Raw genomic sequence first — 15,688 nt, forward strand, 5'->3', positions numbered from 1 at the left:
CCGGAGCGCACCGCGTCCCCGTGGGATCCGGGTCGACAGCTGGTCAGACCCGGTCGGCGGCGATGAGAAGGTACTGGAAGGAACCGTCCCTGTAGGAGTTGATGAAGGCGTCCTCGATGCCCGTCACCAGCGAAGACGTGGCCCGCAGCTCCCAGTAGGGCAGTGTGTCGGGAGTGAGGTCGATGACGGCCTGGGGCACGAGGCGGTTGTCGGCCATGGCCCGCAGGTACTCCCGGCGCGAGTGGATGTTGCACTCGAAGTGCGCGTTGATCTGCGAGACCCACTTCGAGGGCTGGCCGTACCGCGGATTCCAGCAGCCGGTGATGGTCACATAGCGACCACCGACCGAGAGGACACGAGAGTGTTCGGCGAAGAGGTCATCCAGGTCGACGTACATGCTCGACTCGTTGTTCCACGAGGCCGCGGCCGACCCGGTCTCGAAGGGCGTGGCGAGCATGTTGCAGACACGGGCGCGGACGTGGTCCTGGATGCGTAGGTCCCGGGCGCGACCATTGGCGAATTCGGCCTGTTTGGCCGACAGCGTGACACCTTCGACCTTGCACCCGAAGCGCTGGTGCGCCATCACCATCGAACCGCCGCGGCCGCAGCCGGCGTCCACCAGGGTGTCGTCCCGCCCGATGTCACCGAGGTGCCCCAGAAGGAACTCGGCCTGGGCCGACTCCAGCCTGTGGAGTTCGGCGATCAGCCTCTTCTCGCTTGCGCTGTCCGCGGTGTCGCCGAGCGCCGCGTGGTCGACTTCACCGATGCCGTAGTGGTGGTGGTAGAGGCCGTCGACATCGCCGAGGCGTAGGTTCACGGGCCTGGCCTCCCCGTCCCAGTAGCGGGCGATGTCCCCCTGGTAGGGCGTCGCAGGGCCGGGAATGCGCAGGGTGGTGGCGGCGAGTTCGGTGTGGGTCACAGACGAGTCCATTCTCTTACCAGAAGTCGGGCAGGCTGTAGCGATAGGTGTTGGACCGGTGCCAGTGGTGGTTGCCGTCGACCCAGGCGGCCACGCCCCGGAGGAAGCGCTGCAGGCTGGGCACGGGGCAGGCGACGGCAAGCGCCGCGGCTTCGGTCTCGAAGTCGTGCATGAGGTTGTTGTGGACCTCGACCGACTTCAGATAGGCGTCCCGGTCGGACAGGCCCTCACGTTCGGCGATGACGACGGGAAGGTTCAGATGCTGGCCGGGAGTGTCGAGTTCCTTGGTGTACGAGTACAGGTCGTTCACGATCGTCGTCGCGTTTCCCGCGAGAGCGATGACCTTCTGCATGCCCGCCTGGGCATGCAGGTCCGCGGGCAGTTCGTACCCGCCGACGGTGTCGGTGATGGTGGGGCAGGGGCGGAAGTTGTTGAACTGGCGCATCGCCAGGTACTCCCACACCTCCGGGACGTGGTCCAACTGGGCCCAGGCCGCTTCGGCGAGGTACCCCATGTGCAGCCGCGCCATGTCGTGCCGTAGCCGGTCGGCCTGCGAAGGGCCGGCCGCCCGGACGAAGTACTCCATGGCCGAGCGGTAAGCGCGCCGAGGCGCGTCCGCATGGAGCGACTTCGACCACTGCGGCTGGTACTCCTCCGTCGTGTACAGGGGGTCGAGGGCGGTGTGCGCCAGCAGCAGTCGTTCGCCGAGGCCGACGGGGGAGCCACCATGGTCCTCGCAGTAGCAGTCGTCCACCGCGTTCTCCGCCACCATCAGCCGTGTGGCGAGCATCAGATGATCGATGGTGGGCGCGTCCGGATGGCAGCCGACCATGTACCGCCCCACCGAGAATCCGTCGAACTGGTCCTCCCACTCCTCGGGATACAGGGCGACCTCGTCCAACGCCCAGTCCTTGATTCTTCGGCTGACCTCCTCGACCCGCACCGGGTCGGGCTCAGGGATCGGGTGGTAGTACAGGCCCGGGACCGGCCGGCCCTCCGCCGTGTCCACGGACGGCTCCGAAGGCGCCGGCTCCTCCTCCCGCCGGACAAGACGGAGGCTCGCCGTTCCCAGGCCGCTGGGGCCGCGCAGGATCCGTTCCAGGCCGCTGCTCGTGGCAGGCGCCCCGGTCGGCGGGGCGTCGGGATGGGCCGGCGCGGGCGCGGAGACCGCGGGCGGTGCGGGTGGAAGAGGCGCGCCGGGCGGGCCGCCGGTGGCGGCCTTGATGTCGCGGGCCCGGCTCGCGGCGTCGGACAGTACATGCGCCCCGAAATGGGAAGCGGCCTCCGGCAGGCTCGTTTGCGGAGGTGTCAGCTCAGGCGCGGGCATCCATGGCTCCTCGGTGGGGGGCGGCTGTCCCGAAGCCCTCCGGGCACACGCGACCGGCCCGGACGGACTCGGGGGCGTCACACGTGCCTTGGCGGGCCGGATCCACTACTTGGGCCAGCGAGCGATCTGAACGTTCTCCAGCACGCCGACCGCGTCCGGCACGAGGATGGCGGCGGAGTAGTAGGTGCTGACGAGGTAGGACGTGATCGCCTTCTCGTCGACACCCATGAAACGGACCGACAGACCCGGTTCGTACTCGTCCGGGAGTCCGGTCTGATGCAGACCGATGACGCCTTGGTTCTCCTCACCGGTACGCATGATGAGGATCGAGCTGGTCTTCTCCTCGGTGATGGGGATCTTGTTGCAGGGGAGGATAGGGACTCCGCGCCACGCAGGCACCTGCTGGCCGCCGAGATCGACGTGGTCCGGGTAAAGCCCGCGCGAGTTGAACTCACGCCCGATCGCCGCGATCGTCCGGGGGTGTGCGAGGAAGAACTTGGAGCCTCGGCGGCGGCAGAGCAGTTCGTCCATGTCGTCCGGGGTGGGCGGGCCGGAATGCGGCTGGATACGCTGCTTGAAGTCGGCGTTGTGGAGCAGGCCGAACTCCTTGTTGTTGATCAGCTCGTGCTCCTGGCGCTCGCGCAGCGCCTCGATGGTGAGCCTGAGCTGTTCCTCGGTCTGGTTCATCGGCCCGTTGTAGAGGTCGGCGACCCTGGTGTGGATACGCAGGATGGTCTGGGCGACCGAGAGTTCGTACTCACGCGGATTGAGCTCGTAGTCGGCGAACGCTCCGGGTAGTTCGTGCTCGCCGACGTGGCCGGCCGACATCGCGATCTCTGCCTCGCCGCGATGGTTCTGCCGGAGGCGGGAATGCGATGCGAACTCTTCGATGTGGTTCCGCAGACTTGGAGCAGTGGACAGTACGGACGCGAAGTCGGCGCGCGACAGGGTGAGCAGGGTGCCCGAGGTCTCGGCGGTGGCTGTCTGCTCCCACCGGGCGTCCTCGTCGAGCAGGGCGTTCTCCCCGAACCGGTCGCCGTCGGCGAGTACGTCCAGAACGACCTCGTCGCCATAACTGCCGACGGTGCTCTGACCGATGCGCCCATGAGCGATCAGGTGGAGCTCATCCGCGGGCGTCCCACGCTCGACCAGCGTCTCTCCCGTGCGGAAGTCTCGTTGGACGCACCGATCGGCAAGGGCGGTCAGCACCTCCACGTCGTCGAAGCCGCGCAGCAGGGCCAGTTCGCCGAGTTCACGGGGGATCACCCGGACTCCGGCACCGTCCTGGACGAACTCCACGATCCCGTCGCCGACGGTGTACGTCAGGCGGCGGTTCACCCGGTAGGCGCCGCCCTTGGTCTCCACCCAGGGGAGCATCCGCAACAGCCAGCGAGAGGTGATCTCCTGCATCTGCGGGGCGGACTTGGTCGTGGTGGCGAGGTTGCGAGCCGCCGCTGTGCCCAGACTGGACTGCCGGGGCAGTTCCAGTCGTACGTCCGGACTCGGGTCAACAGTCATCAGGCAAGCTCTCCTTGGTCAGGGCGGCGACGTGCGTATGCGGACGCCGCCGGGCAAGAGGAGGGAAAAGGGTTGTAGGGACGGGAATCCGTCCAGATCCATGAGAACCCTAGAGGCCGTCCCCAGCCCGGGACCAAGGGAAATCGGCGACATTAACTCGATACGATGATCGCGGCCGCGCGATGTTTGGCCGGGTACCAGCAGGATTGAGCCGTGCTCGACGGTGCGTCCCGGTGAGCGGCCGGAGGCGCTTCCCGCACGGGGGCCGGTGAGTCGAGGGATGGCACAAGCGCCGCACAGCCGGACTGCCGCGGGGCAATCGGGCCGGCCGGGTCGGCCGGGACGACGGTCCGTGGCCATCGCCCTCCGCAGCCATCACGAACGGCCCCACGGAACTACGTCGGAAACGCGACAGAGAAGAGTCCGGCCACGACCTGGCCAGGTGTGAGATCCGCAATTGCGCGGCCGACGCTGTCCTGGGTGAGCGACGCTGCGCGAGACGCCCGTGGTGCATCGTGACTGTCCATGTTCGGCAGACTGGAGTCGACGGCCGCGGAGACCGACTTGCCGGACCGCCAGGGTTGGCCCGGTCCTCGGCCGGCCGGGGTCGGATGCCGCAGCTCGATCGCCCGACTTAGGCACCTCGGTGAAGCGGCCGGTGTCGTAAGCGCTCGTGAATTCGCCGCTGCGCGAGCGGCACGGCGAGCCGGGGCGTCCTTGCGCTTCGGGCATGGAGGGCGCTCGACGAGATCGGCTTCGGGTCAGGCCCCGCGAAAGGTTCTTGAGGGGTCGTCACGGACCCAGGCTTTCGCATAACGCAAGTCGCTGAACCCCTCTCCTGCCACCTTCGAGCGCGACCGGGTTCTGCGAGTCGATCAGCTCCTTGATGGTCCTCGCCCGGCCCGGCGCGATTTGATCTTGCTCGGGCAACGGGTCGTTTGTGGGAGGGCGGAGTGGCGGGCCATGCGCGCGCCGTTGTCCAGCCCGCACGCCATGGCCCGGCCATCTGTCTCTTCAGTCCAGGTCGGACATGTCGAGCACGAAGCGGTAGCGGACGTCGTTTCGCCGGAGGCGGTCGAGTGCCGTGTCCACCTGTGACGACGGGAGTACTTCGATGTCGGCGGCGATGCTGTTGTCGGCGCAGAATTGGAGCATCTCGGCTGTCGCAGGGCGGCCTCCGCTGCCCGCGGAGCTGAGCTTCTTTCGGCCGATGAGCAGGTCCGTGGCCTCGACGGTGACGGGGCCCAGGTACCCGAGGAGGCTGAGGGTGCCGTCCATCGCCACCAGCTTCAGATACGGGGCGAGGGCGTGAGGGGCGGAGATGGTGTCGATGACGACGTCGAAGGTGTCGCGTGCCGCGGCCATGCGCCGGCCGTCGGCAGAGGCGATGAGGTCGTGCGCGCCGAGCTTGCGGGCGTCGTCGCGCTTGTCCTGGGTGCGGCTTATGACGGTCGTGGTGGCGCCGAGTGCCACGGCCATCTTGACCGCGAGGTGGCCCAGGCCTCCGAGGCCGGCCACGGCTACGCGACTGCCGGGGCGTACGCCGAGGGACCGCAGGGGTTCCCAGACGGTGACGCCGGCGCACATCAGCGGGGCGGCTGCGGCCGGGTCGAGGCCGGAGGGGAGTGGGTAGGCGAAGGCGTCGCGCACGACGTATTCGCGGGAGTAGCCGCCCAGGGTGGTCGATCCGTCCTGCCGGTCGGTGCCGCCGTAGGTCAGAGTCGGGAAGGAGTGGCAGAAATTCTCCTGTCCGGCTTCGCACATGGCGCACACGCCGCAGGAGTCGACGATGTTGCCCACCGCGACGCGGTCGCCGACCGAGAAGGTGGTTACCTCCCGTCCGATCCCGGCCACCACGCCGGTGAATTCGTGACCGGGCACCAGGGGCGCTTTCGTGTGCTGGTCGTAGGCATGCAGGGCGTGCAGGTCGGTGTGGCACACGCCGCAGTAGTCGACCTGCACTGCGATGTCATCCGGGCGCAGGTCACGGCGCTCCAGCGAAGTGCGCCGCAGCGCCGTCGGGCCGGTCGCCTGCCATCCGGTGGTTGTTCGCATGTTTTCTCCTTAAACAGACTGTTCGGTCTGCCCGCAGTTTAAGTGCGACCGCACGTCAAGGCAAACCAACTGTTCTGTTTGGTAGGCTGCGGGCATGCCGGAACAGCCCCAGACCTCGCGAGGCGCCGCGACCTACCAGCGCATCCTGGACGCCGCCACCGAAGAGTTCGCCCAGCACGGGATCGCCGGTGCACGCATCGAACGCATCGTGACGGCGGCGCGCACCAACAAGGCGCAGCTCTACGCCTACTTCGGCGACAAGGAACGACTCTTCGACGCGATCTTCCTCAGCTCGCTGGAGCGCATCACCAACGTGGTGCCCATCGACGCCGACGATCTCGCGGAGTGGGCCGTTCGTCTCTACGACGAATACCTGCGCCGCCCCGACCTCATCCGGCTGGCGACCTGGACACGGCTGGAGCGCCGGCCTGCCGGGCACCTGGTCGAGACCCACCAGCACTACGACGACCGCAAGCTCACGGCCATCGCCAAGGCACAGGCCGCCGGGCGGGTCCGCGCAGGTGACCCGTTCGACATCATGGCCATGGTCATCGCCATGTCCATGGCCTGGTCACCGGTCAGCAACGTATATGCGGCCAGCAGCGAAGAACCCGATGACGTACATGGTCGGCGCCGCGCCCTGCTCCGCGACTGCGTCCAAAGCGCCACCGCGGCCGGCAGAGGCGACGCATCCGCCTGATGACTGCCACCAACGCCCCTGGTGACGCTCACGCATGATGCCTGGGCGCCGACCAGGACCGGAGCCCACGGGTCCACGCACGCCGGAAATGCGACTGCTTCCCCTTGCGGGGCGCGCGGGCCGGGTACCGTCGCTGGATGGACAGGTCCAGGTCGAGGCGGCTGTTCATGTCCCTCTCGAATCTGCTGTACAGAGATGTTCGGGCGGTACTCCTTCCCGCTCCCGGACCTGCCCGGCGGGATGCGGCCCTTGCGTGCCAAGGACGCTGTCGATGAGGGGTGAGGCCGCTCAGCAGAGCCTTCCCTCTGCCCTCCCCTCCGGGCGGGTGCCAGGAGGTGTGGTCGGGCCAGGGGACGTCGCCACAGCCTGGGTCTCCGACGCATCGCGTATCGACGACCTCCTCGCCCGCCGCCCCTGAACCTCGCGCGGCCGCGTCACGCTGCTTTCACCAGCGGGCGGTGCTATCGCCCGCTCGTCTCGCGCCCGGCGCAACGTGGAACTCCGAGGCGTCCGACCGAACCACCCCTGTAATCTGCGGCTGCGGGTGCTTCAGGACAGAGTGGTCGGCCTACGGGGCGGTGGGACTGCCCGGAGCAGCTCCCACAAGGGACGTGAGCCGGATGCCCATACTCCGAGGGTGTGGCGGTCGATCACGTGGAGGCGCTGCTGCTTCGCGAAGGCCACGGCCGGCGCGGTCACCCGGCCGTTCGTCACGATCACCGCGATGTCGGCTCCGTGGACCTGGCGGGCTGTGCCGTTGAGCACCTGAAGGTCGGGCGTGCCGACGGCGGACCCGGCGAGGCCGTTGCGTCTGTGTTTGCACTGGATCACCCAGCGCCGCCCATGGGGATCGGTGGCCTTCACGTCCGCGCCCAGGTCTCCGCCGCCCCCGACGCGCACCGCGTTCCGGCAGCCGTCACGGCGCATCAGGTCCCTCACCGCGTCCTCGAACTGGGAGTGGTGCAGGGCATCCAGCTGGGGCAGCTCGTAGCGCAGCCCCTGCGCGCGGACCGCTTCCCACCGTGCCTGCTGTTGCTTCTGGTAGAGCCAGCCACCGCCGGCCAGTACCGCGAGCATCCCGAGGACGATCAGAACCCACCAGTGGACCAGCAGCCAGTGGACGACGGCCACGGCCAGGGCGACGGCCAGGACCGCGGCTACGAGGAATCCGATCAGACGGTCATCCGTCCGCCGCCGCTTGCTGGGCCCGCGGGTCCGCCGCCGTACCGGTGGGCGGCGCCTGCCCACTGTCGCGCGGCCTCTGCGCGCGCGAGGACTCATCGGCCCGCCTGAGTAACGCCGCTCGTGAGCTGGCCGAGGAAGTCCATGATTCCGTGGCCCAGCGGTGTCGGTGCGATGAGCACCCCAAGCGCCAAGACGATGACGACGGTGAACTTCTCATCCAGCCGGCTCCGAGCATGCGTACGCCGCCGCAACCGGATGACGACGATGACAGCGAGCAGCACAGCCACGTTGATGGTCAGCACTCTGTGTTCAGACCTCCCCGGCCATCACCACGTGGGGCTGCACCATGCACCCCAGCGTTCTTGTGTAGCCGGGCCTCGGCGATGTTGGAGGCGGGTTACCGACGAATGGCACAAAGCCATCGGACCTGGCCGAATACCACGTGTGGCTGTGCTTAGAGGTCCCAACAAAGGCGTTGGACGTGGCCGTTGGACGTGGCGTGCGTGATGAGGCAGGTGGCACGGCCGTGCGTTCCAGGCAGCGAGCGGGCGCCAGTACGTCATGTCCGAACCGAAGCCGCGAGCGCGCCCCCGCCTGGCTGCACCAGTTCAAACGGCTCGGCACCCGCTACGAACGACGCGCCGATCTTCACCAGGGCCTGATCGAACTGGCCTGCAGTCTCATATGCCTCCGCCGCCTGCGAACTTCACCAAGCGATCAGTTGGCTACGCTGAACCACCCCGGCCGCACCTCGGTCAGAAGCGGTTGCAGCGAACTCGCTGCGGACCGCAGGTCCTCATCCGTGACGTCAACAGACCCCGGCAGGCTCAGCCCGTACCAGCGCAGCCGCCAGAGGTCGAAGACTTCACTCCCGTCGGCTGCGAAGTCCACATCGACCTCAGTGCCGTTGTTGCTGACGAAGCGGCAGCCTGCCCCATGAACCGTGTAGGAGTAGGCGCCGATGTGATCACTCCGGCTGATCCGGCGCGACCGGACCAGGCCGAGGACATCTGCCAGTCGCTCAAGTGAGGGGATCGCCACCCTCATGGCCTCGTCAATCGCGTTCAGAGCGTGGACGTAACCGAGCACGAGGTCTCGTGCAGTCCCAACCCGTTCCATACGGCGTCATCCCCCTGAGCCCGTGGCTGAAGGGATTGTTCCATGGGGCCGCCAGCGTCTCCGCAGGACGGCAGTCTGAAACGATCACTAAGTCGGGCCGCGGCGGGAGCACTGCTGGTCGGTTAACCGGTTGCGGACCTTCGGGGTGGGGTGTCTGATCCCGGCTATGACGATTGTGCTGGGAACGCCGGCGGTCGACGGTGTGCGCGAGGCCATGGCCGCGCTGCGGGAATGGCAGTACGGCGGTGCGCCGATGCAGTTGCATTCGGGGGACATCGGCTGGAACTACCGTCTCGGAACGGCCGAGACGGCCGCAACGGTCCGGACCTGGAGCCGGGACGGACGGATCCTCGCGGTCGGGATGCTGGACTCGCCAGTGGTGGTGAGGATGACGGTCGCCCCGGACGCTTTTCAGGATGAGGGCTTGGCGCGGCGGCTCGTCGAGGACTTCTCGCTGCCTGAGCGCGGCGTGCTTCCGGACGGAGCGGTGTCGATCGAGGCGCCGCGGGGCCTGCTGCTTCACGACCTGTTGACCAAGGAGGGTTGGGGCGTCGACGAGCCGTGGACGCCGCTTTTCCGCGGCCTCGCGGAGCCGGTGGAGGACCCCGGCGTGCGGATCAGGGTGATCGGCCCGGAGCAGGCGCAGGATTTCGCCGACGTCCTGCGGTCGGCGTTCAACACCTCGAGGCCTACGCGCGAGTACTGGCACGCGATGTCGGCGGGACCGTTCTACGCAGACGCCCGCTGCCTGGGCGCCTATGACGAACAGGGCAACGTGGCGGCGGTGGTGACGGTGTGGTCAGCCGGCCGGGGGAAGCCGGGGCTGGTCGAGCCGATGGGTGTACACGAGGCCCACCGTGGTCGCGGCTACGGCCGGGCGATCACCGTGGCCGGGGCGGCCGCGCTGCGGGAGATGGGCTCGTCGAGCGTGCGTGTGTGCACGCTGAGTTCCAACGTCGGTGGCGTCGCCACGTACAAGGCGGCCGGGTTCGAGGCGCAGGCGGAGGTGCGGGACCGGATCCGGACGGCCTGACACCGTGGCTGCCCGGCAGAGCGGGTCCGGGTCCCCGGCGATCGCCGGAATGGGGGACCGGACTCGGGCCGCGCGGCGTCGGGCCAGGCGCAATGGTGTGATTCAACTGCCGGGTGCTCGTGCTGATCGTGGGCGGCAGTCTGGGGTGTAGGTCATTCGGCGGCGGCGGTTTCGAGCTTCGCCAGGACGAGCAGGGCCCGCAGCAGGTGGGTGGCGCGGGCGGGGTCTGTGCGGGGTTTCGTGAGGATCCTCCAGTTCTTCAGGTGGGTGAAGGCGTGTTCGACGGGGGCGTGTGCGGCGGCCAAGCCGACTGGCTTCCTTCTCGGCGGGGGCGAGCTCGAGGGCGCGGGGGGCCTTGAAGCCGGCTTCGTCAGTTTCCCGCGCAGTGACTCCAGCTTCCCTCGCACCCCGGTGTCCAGGCCCAGCGCCTCGCCGATCTGCCGGGTGGCAACTGGACCGGCGGCCTGCCGCGCGTCGGTCAGAATGCGCTGGTAGTCCGCCGACATCGCAGACTCAGCCCCCGGCCCACGGTCGGGGACCAGCCGCACCGCCCGACCGGCCACCTGCACGACCGGCGACCCGGCCCTCGCCCGCTCGTCGGCGATCTGCTCGCTCATCCGCTGCAATACCTGCTGCGCCACGGCGAGTTCGGCCCGCTCGGCCCGCACCTCTGCCAGCTGCTACGCACCGTAGGGTTTCTTCCTCAGAGTGGGCAGGCCCAGGTTCACTGTTCCGTCGAGCTGTCCGGCGTCGATCTGACTTGGCTTGGAGTCCCTGCCAGCCGGGCTGACGCGGAGTCCTTCGATCTTGTCCCAAGGCCACGAAGTTAGCTGATCTTCGGTGTCGTCGAGGGGCGTCGTCGTGGAAGGCGACCGCGCGACGGGACCCCTGATGGATCATGGATTCTGCCAAGAAGTCCACTGATCCGGGGTCCCGTTGCGTGTCCAGTCTGCCATCACCACACTCACCCGTGCCATCACCGTCGCCGCCGGGCCCTATGCGCCAGGTCATCTGGGTGAGATGACGCAGTGCGTTCCCTTCGAGCTGGTCGAGGCGGTGTTGTCCGAGACCGGCCGGCGGCACAAGCGTCTGCGCGCGCTGCCCTCGCGTGGGGGGGTGTACTTCGCGCTCGCCCTGGCCCTGTTCCCCGACCTCAGTCGCACCGGCGTGTGGCAGCAACTGATCGCCTCCCTTGGGCCGTTGGCCCCTACGGTGTCGGAGACCGCGTTGCGCCACCTGCTCCGCCGCTTGACCCCGGCCCCGTTCAAGGCACTGTTCGAGACCCTCGCCGTGCCCCTGGCCACGCCGGACACACCCGGAGTCCGCTACCGGCGCTGGCGCACCGTGGCCTTCGACGGCTGTTCCTCGATCAAGACCCCGGACAGCGAGCGCGCCCGGGGCTGGCTCGGGAGGATTCGCTACCGGCTCGCCTGGGCCGGCTACCCCACCGTGATGCTGATGACGCTGGTGGAGACCGGCACCCGGGGCCTGCTCGGTGCCTGCTTCGGTCCCACCACGACCGGTGAGACCACCTACGCCACCCGCCTGCTCCCGCTTCTGAACACTTCCCATCTGGTCCTGGTCGACCGCGGCTTCGACTCGAACTCCTTCCTGGCAGGCGTGGCCACCGCCGGCGCGCAGTTCCTGGCCCGGCTCAAGTCCACCCGCCGACCGCCGCTGCTGCGCGCGCTGCCCGACGGCTCCTACCTGTCCCGACTGGGTACCGTGACGGTGCGCATCATCGAGGCCGACGTCACCTGCCTCCGGGTCGACGGCACCCGCGTCAGTGGCCGCTATCGCCTGGCCACCACCCTCCTGGACCCCACTGTCGACCCCGCTGACCAGCTCATACGCCTGTACGCGGAACGCTGGGAAATCGAATCCGCTTATTTCGCCCTGCGCGCCACCTTGATGAAGGGTCGCGTCCTTCGTTCACGCGACCGGTTCGGCATCGAACAGGAACTGTGGGCGACACTGACCGCCTACCAGGCGCTGCGGATGGTGATGACAGAGGCTGCCATCGCCGCGGGCGCCGACCCCGACCGTGCCGGCTTCACCCACGCCCTGACCGCCGCCCGCCGGTCACCCTGGCCAGCGGCGTGATCACCGGCCCGGAAGCCATCACCGCCACCGTACGCGGCAACCTTCTCGACGCACGGCGCCCCCGCATCAGCGCCCGCAAGGTCAAATCCCCGATCTCCCGCTACCACAGCTGGCACGGCCAGGCCCGACCCGCCACCGCGACACCCGTCGAGCGCATCGAGATCACCGTCCACGACCGCAGCGACGTCCTCACGGACTCAGCCGCCACCTCGGACAGCCAACCAGACCCACCCCGAAACTGCGGCGTCGATCCCGCCCCGGGCAGTACTTCTCCAGCGCCGGAGGACCCCGGCGGACGCTTCCAACTCGCCCTCGCCGTCATGAACAGCGACCCCGAAAGGCCATGGCACGCCCGCGACATCGCCCGCCTACTGGGCATCACCAACCTCAACAGCTTCTGCGTGCAAATGTCCCAGTGGTCCCAGCAGAACCTGATCAAGAAGACCAACCCGGCGACCTACACGCTCGCTGATGAGGCTTCGTGAAAACGGCCAGGCCTGCTCACGGCCCCACTTGGTCGAGTTTTCGACCAAGTGGGGCGTTTCAGTGAGCGGATCCGGTTTCTACCGGGCGGGACTCGTCACGGCTATAGGCGGACCAGCCGCCAACGAAGAGACGGCCGTGGCCTAGGCCTATGTGCTCCAGGGTCAGGAGGTTATGACAGGCCGTCACTCCTGAGCCGCAGTAGGAGACGACCTTCGTCGCGGTGCCCTGGTCTACTCCGGCGGCGGCGAAGTTGCCCCGGATCTCCTGCACAGGCAAGAGGCGTCCCTGGCCGTCCAGGTTCTCCCTGCACGGGACATTCACCGCACCGGGGACGTGGCCCGGACGCGGGTCGACCGGGTCCTGCTCGCCGACGAAGCGGTCGCGGTTGCGGGCGTCGACCGTCAGGACGTCCGGCCCCACTACCCCGTCGGCCTCCACCAGAAGTTCCGCCCGCCACGGACGCACCGAGAAGTCGCCATCGGCAAGCACCGGTTCGTCCGTCACCAGGGAATCGGGGTATGCCTTGAGGTAGGCCGTGAGTCCGCCGTCAAGGATCGCCGCGCGTCGGCCGGTGGTCCGCAGCATCCACACCAGCCGGGCCGCTATGACTCCGCCCTGGTCGTCGTAGGCCACGACGATGTCGCTGTCGTTGATCCCCATCGTCCGCATGCCCTCGGCGAACAGCTCGGGTGACGGCAGGGGGTTGCGGCCACCCGACACAGTGGCTGGTCCCGTCAGCCAGCGGTCGAGGTCCACGAACACCGCGCCCGGCAGGTGTCCATCTTCGTATGCTGCTCGTCCGGAACGTCCGTCCAGGTACCACCTCATGTCCGCCAGGACCACGCGTCCGGGGAGGTCGCCCAGCTCTTCAACCCGCGCGAACGGCGGGACATCCACGAGTTCACTCATGGCACGACCATAGCCAGCGGTCCAATATGCGAGCATAAATAGTTCATATTCTGAGACGCGCAATGAAGTATGCAACCAGCTCAACTGGGGACAACCAGGGAGCACGTTTGAGGCACGTCAGAGCGAGGAGTGGCCGTTTTCAGCGAGCGCCATCATCGCCAGTTGAACCTTAACTTCGTGGCCTTGGATCTTGCCCAGCCAGCCCTCACTCTCAGCTTCGGAGATACGGTCGATGGGGTTCTCCCGGACCTCCGCCAGTCGACCGCACCGGGCTGGGTCGGGCGGATGAGGGGGCAGCGGACGCAGGCTTCTCCGACACTTGCGGCTGTGACGTGCCAGAGCCTCTGATCTGCAGCTTGCTGAAACCGTATTTGGTGATGCCGGAGGAAGCACAGCGCGATGTTCCGGAGAGCATGAGCCACTTCGCCTGCCGTCTCGGTACTGTAGCTTCGCATGACCAACACCGAGATCGAGATCACCGCAGACCTGGTCCGCGACCTGCTGCAGGAGCAACATCCAGACCTTGCAGGGTTGGCCATCAGCGAGGTTGCAGGCGGCTGGGGCAACCAAATGTGGCGCCTCGGGGAAGAGCTGGCTGTGCGCATGCAGCGCATGGACCCCACCCCGGAGCTCCAGCTCAACGAGCGGCGGTGGCTACCCGTGCTGGCCCCGCGCCTGCCGCTCCCGGTGCCGACCCCGGTGCGGCTCGGCGAACCGTCCGAGCGCTTCCCCAAGCATTGGACCGTGATGACGTGGGTTCCCGGCGAGCCGCTGGACCACGGCTCGATCAGCCGCGGCGACCACGCGGCCGACACGCTGGCGGGCTTCCTTCAGGCGCTCCACGTGGAGGCGCCCGCCGAGGCGCCGAGCACTACGGACCGCGCCCATCCCCGGGACTGTACGGACAGCTTCGAGAACTTCTTCCAGGCCGTTGTCCCCGACGACATCGCGGCCGACGTCCGGTCCGTCTGGGACGACGCCGTTGCGGCGCACGCATGGGAGGGCCCGCCGGTGTGGGTGCACGGCGACCTCCATCCCGCAAACGTCGTCGTCTCGGACGGAACGCTCTCGGGCATCATCGACTTCGGCGATATGTTCGCCGGCGACCCGGCGTGGGACCTCGCCGCCGCATGGGTGCTGCTACCCGCGGGTACGGCCTCACGGTTCTTCGACACGTACGCGCATGCAGACGAGTCGGCGATCCGGCGCGCCCGCGGGCTGGCCGCTATGAAGAGCCTCTTCCTGATGCTCATGGGGCAGAACGGAGACCGGGGCCTCCCCGGCGGCAAGCCGAACTGGGGACCTGCAGGCCGGGCGGCACTTGATCGTGTTCTGAAGGGCGTTTGACGCAGGCTTCTTTGAACTTGTTCTCGATCTTGGTTGAGGGCCGTGCGGCAGCCCACCTTCGTGGGTTCATCCCCACCACGCGTGGTGGGGATGCCAAGGTCTGCGACCGTATGCTGCCCATGGCCCCGATGGAGCGGGGATGAGCTTCTCCTCGGCGCCGGCCAGGCTGACCTGGAGTGGTGTTGTGTTGCCCGGCCTTGGTTCCGGGCGGAGAGGCCGGGTGGCGGAAGGCCTCAGACTGCGACGGCGAGCAGGTCCACCACGAAGACGAGTGTCGAGCCCGCCGGGATCAACGGGGAGGGTGACTGGTTGCCGTAGCCGAGGCGCGGGGGAACGATGATCTCGCGCCGGCCGCCGACCTTCATCCCTCTGACCCCGCGGTCCCAGCCCTTGATGACCTTGCCACCGCCCACGGCGAACTTGAACGTCCGGCCTCGGTCCCAGGACGTGTCGAATTCCTTTCCGGACTCGAAGGTGACCCCGACGTAGTGAACCTGGACCACCCTGCCCGGCTTCGCCTCAAGCCCGTCCCCGACGACGAGGTCGCGGAGTGTCAGCTCGGTGGGAGCGTCACCCCGCGGAAGGTCGATCTCGGGCTTCGTCAGTTCATTCATGGCAGCCTGCCTCATTCGCTCTCCGCCGGGAGCCCGCATACAGACCAGCCAGGCGCATGTTCACTCTACGCAGTAGATCATCATGCTGTCGTGAACGCTGATCTCCTGGAGTGGATCAAACCCAACGGAGCAGGATGCTCTGCATGACCGGGGGGTACGTCATCGGTACGCTGCGCTCGTACTCGATGATGGCCAGCCCGGCTCCCCGCGTTCGCGGGTATGGCCCCTGGGCGTCGCCTGGTGGCGGATGGCCCGCTGCGCGGGAGGTCCTTCAGTCTGTGTTGACAACGGTCGTGGACTCGCTCCGAGAAGTGCCCGCAGCCCGGACACACCGCCCGTGATGGCGATACTTGAATCTCCCACCCTGCGCTCT

At 68.0% G+C, this 15,688-nt stretch carries 15 protein-coding genes and 1 pseudogene; 6 read left to right on the top strand and 10 right to left on the bottom strand.

Going from position 1 to position 15,688, the window contains the following annotated elements; all coding sequences use genetic code 11:
- Positions 1-43: 43 nt before the first annotated feature.
- The 4 genes from ACIOEW_RS31820 to ACIOEW_RS31835 all read right to left on the bottom strand — a co-directional run bounded on the left by ACIOEW_RS31820 (position 44) and on the right by ACIOEW_RS31835 (position 5,819).
- On the bottom strand, positions 44-931 hold the full coding sequence (locus ACIOEW_RS31820; protein WP_362556695.1) for a geranyl diphosphate 2-C-methyltransferase: 888 nt from the start codon (positions 929-931) through the stop codon (positions 44-46).
- A 4-nt stretch (positions 932-935) separates the two neighbouring features.
- Positions 936-2,327, bottom strand: coding sequence for a family 2 encapsulin nanocompartment cargo protein terpene cyclase (locus tag ACIOEW_RS31825; RefSeq protein ID WP_401968008.1), 1,392 nt, complete (start codon positions 2,325-2,327; stop codon positions 936-938).
- 24 nt (positions 2,328-2,351) lie between these two features.
- Positions 2,352-3,764: a family 2B encapsulin nanocompartment shell protein gene (locus tag ACIOEW_RS31830; protein ID WP_401968011.1), complete on the bottom strand. Its 1,413-nt coding sequence runs from the start codon at positions 3,762-3,764 to the stop codon at positions 2,352-2,354.
- 1,014 nt (positions 3,765-4,778) lie between these two features.
- Positions 4,779-5,819: an NAD(P)-dependent alcohol dehydrogenase gene (locus tag ACIOEW_RS31835; RefSeq protein ID WP_401968014.1), complete on the bottom strand. Its 1,041-nt coding sequence runs from the start codon at positions 5,817-5,819 to the stop codon at positions 4,779-4,781.
- 94 nt (positions 5,820-5,913) lie between these two features.
- Here ACIOEW_RS31835 and ACIOEW_RS31840 point away from each other — a divergent pair, with 94 nt between their 5' ends.
- Positions 5,914-6,519 (top strand): TetR family transcriptional regulator, encoded by a 606-nt coding sequence (locus ACIOEW_RS31840; RefSeq protein WP_401968018.1) that lies wholly within the window; start codon positions 5,914-5,916, stop codon positions 6,517-6,519.
- 549 nt (positions 6,520-7,068) lie between these two features.
- Here the strand turns inward: ACIOEW_RS31840 and ACIOEW_RS31845 are convergent.
- Positions 7,069-7,800 carry a restriction endonuclease gene (locus tag ACIOEW_RS31845; RefSeq protein WP_362556328.1) on the bottom strand — a complete coding sequence of 244 codons (732 nt, stop codon included), beginning with the start codon at positions 7,798-7,800 and terminating at the stop codon, positions 7,069-7,071.
- A complete protein-coding gene (locus tag ACIOEW_RS31850; protein WP_362556330.1) occupies positions 7,797-8,006 on the bottom strand; it encodes a hypothetical protein in 210 nt (69 codons plus the stop codon). The genes ACIOEW_RS31845 and ACIOEW_RS31850 overlap by 4 nt, the downstream gene beginning before the upstream one ends.
- A 278-nt stretch (positions 8,007-8,284) precedes the next feature.
- Here ACIOEW_RS31850 and ACIOEW_RS31855 point away from each other — a divergent pair.
- Positions 8,285-8,392, top strand: a pseudogene (locus ACIOEW_RS31855) (IS5/IS1182 family transposase); the annotation flags it as partial.
- Positions 8,393-8,421: 29 nt separating this feature from the next.
- Here ACIOEW_RS31855 and ACIOEW_RS31860 read toward each other — a convergent pair.
- The gene (locus tag ACIOEW_RS31860) at positions 8,422-8,793 is read right to left on the bottom strand and encodes a DUF6896 domain-containing protein (RefSeq protein ID WP_362556332.1); all 372 of its coding nucleotides are present in this window, start codon (positions 8,791-8,793) and stop codon (positions 8,422-8,424) included.
- Between the two features lie 196 nt (positions 8,794-8,989).
- Here ACIOEW_RS31860 and ACIOEW_RS31865 point away from each other — a divergent pair, with 196 nt between their 5' ends.
- Positions 8,990-9,856: a GNAT family N-acetyltransferase gene (locus tag ACIOEW_RS31865; RefSeq protein WP_401968021.1), complete on the top strand. Its 867-nt coding sequence runs from the start codon at positions 8,990-8,992 to the stop codon at positions 9,854-9,856.
- A gap of 152 nt (positions 9,857-10,008) precedes the next feature.
- On the opposite strand, the gene ACIOEW_RS31870 is transcribed toward ACIOEW_RS31865, so the two are convergent.
- Positions 10,009-10,473 carry a hypothetical protein gene (locus ACIOEW_RS31870; protein ID WP_362556335.1) on the bottom strand — a complete coding sequence of 155 codons (465 nt, stop codon included), beginning with the start codon at positions 10,471-10,473 and terminating at the stop codon, positions 10,009-10,011.
- Between the two features lie 319 nt (positions 10,474-10,792).
- On the opposite strand from ACIOEW_RS31870, the gene ACIOEW_RS31875 reads away from it, so the two are divergent.
- Both ACIOEW_RS31875 and ACIOEW_RS31880 read left to right on the top strand, forming a co-directional pair.
- The gene (locus ACIOEW_RS31875) at positions 10,793-11,959 is read left to right on the top strand and encodes an IS4 family transposase (protein ID WP_401968023.1); all 1,167 of its coding nucleotides are present in this window, start codon (positions 10,793-10,795) and stop codon (positions 11,957-11,959) included.
- Positions 11,956-12,444 (top strand): hypothetical protein, encoded by a 489-nt coding sequence (locus ACIOEW_RS31880; RefSeq protein WP_401968025.1) that lies wholly within the window; start codon positions 11,956-11,958, stop codon positions 12,442-12,444. The genes ACIOEW_RS31875 and ACIOEW_RS31880 overlap by 4 nt, the downstream gene beginning before the upstream one ends.
- Before the next feature lie 58 nt (positions 12,445-12,502).
- Here the strand turns inward: ACIOEW_RS31880 and ACIOEW_RS31885 are convergent, their stop codons facing one another.
- Positions 12,503-13,354: a sulfurtransferase gene (locus ACIOEW_RS31885; RefSeq protein WP_362556339.1), complete on the bottom strand. Its 852-nt coding sequence runs from the start codon at positions 13,352-13,354 to the stop codon at positions 12,503-12,505.
- 453 nt (positions 13,355-13,807) lie between these two features.
- On the opposite strand from ACIOEW_RS31885, the gene ACIOEW_RS31890 reads away from it, so the two are divergent.
- A complete protein-coding gene (locus tag ACIOEW_RS31890; RefSeq protein ID WP_362556341.1) occupies positions 13,808-14,701 on the top strand; it encodes an aminoglycoside phosphotransferase family protein in 894 nt (297 codons plus the stop codon).
- Positions 14,702-14,934: 233 nt separating this feature from the next.
- Here the strand turns inward: ACIOEW_RS31890 and ACIOEW_RS31895 are convergent, their stop codons facing one another.
- Complete coding sequence (locus ACIOEW_RS31895; protein ID WP_362556343.1) at positions 14,935-15,315, bottom strand: FKBP-type peptidyl-prolyl cis-trans isomerase; 381 nt, start codon at positions 15,313-15,315, stop codon at positions 14,935-14,937.
- Positions 15,316-15,688: the final 373 nt, after the last annotated feature.

Source organism: Streptomyces sp. NPDC087901 (assembly GCF_044742205.1).
Classification (GTDB): Bacteria; Actinomycetota; Actinomycetes; order Streptomycetales; family Streptomycetaceae; genus Streptomyces.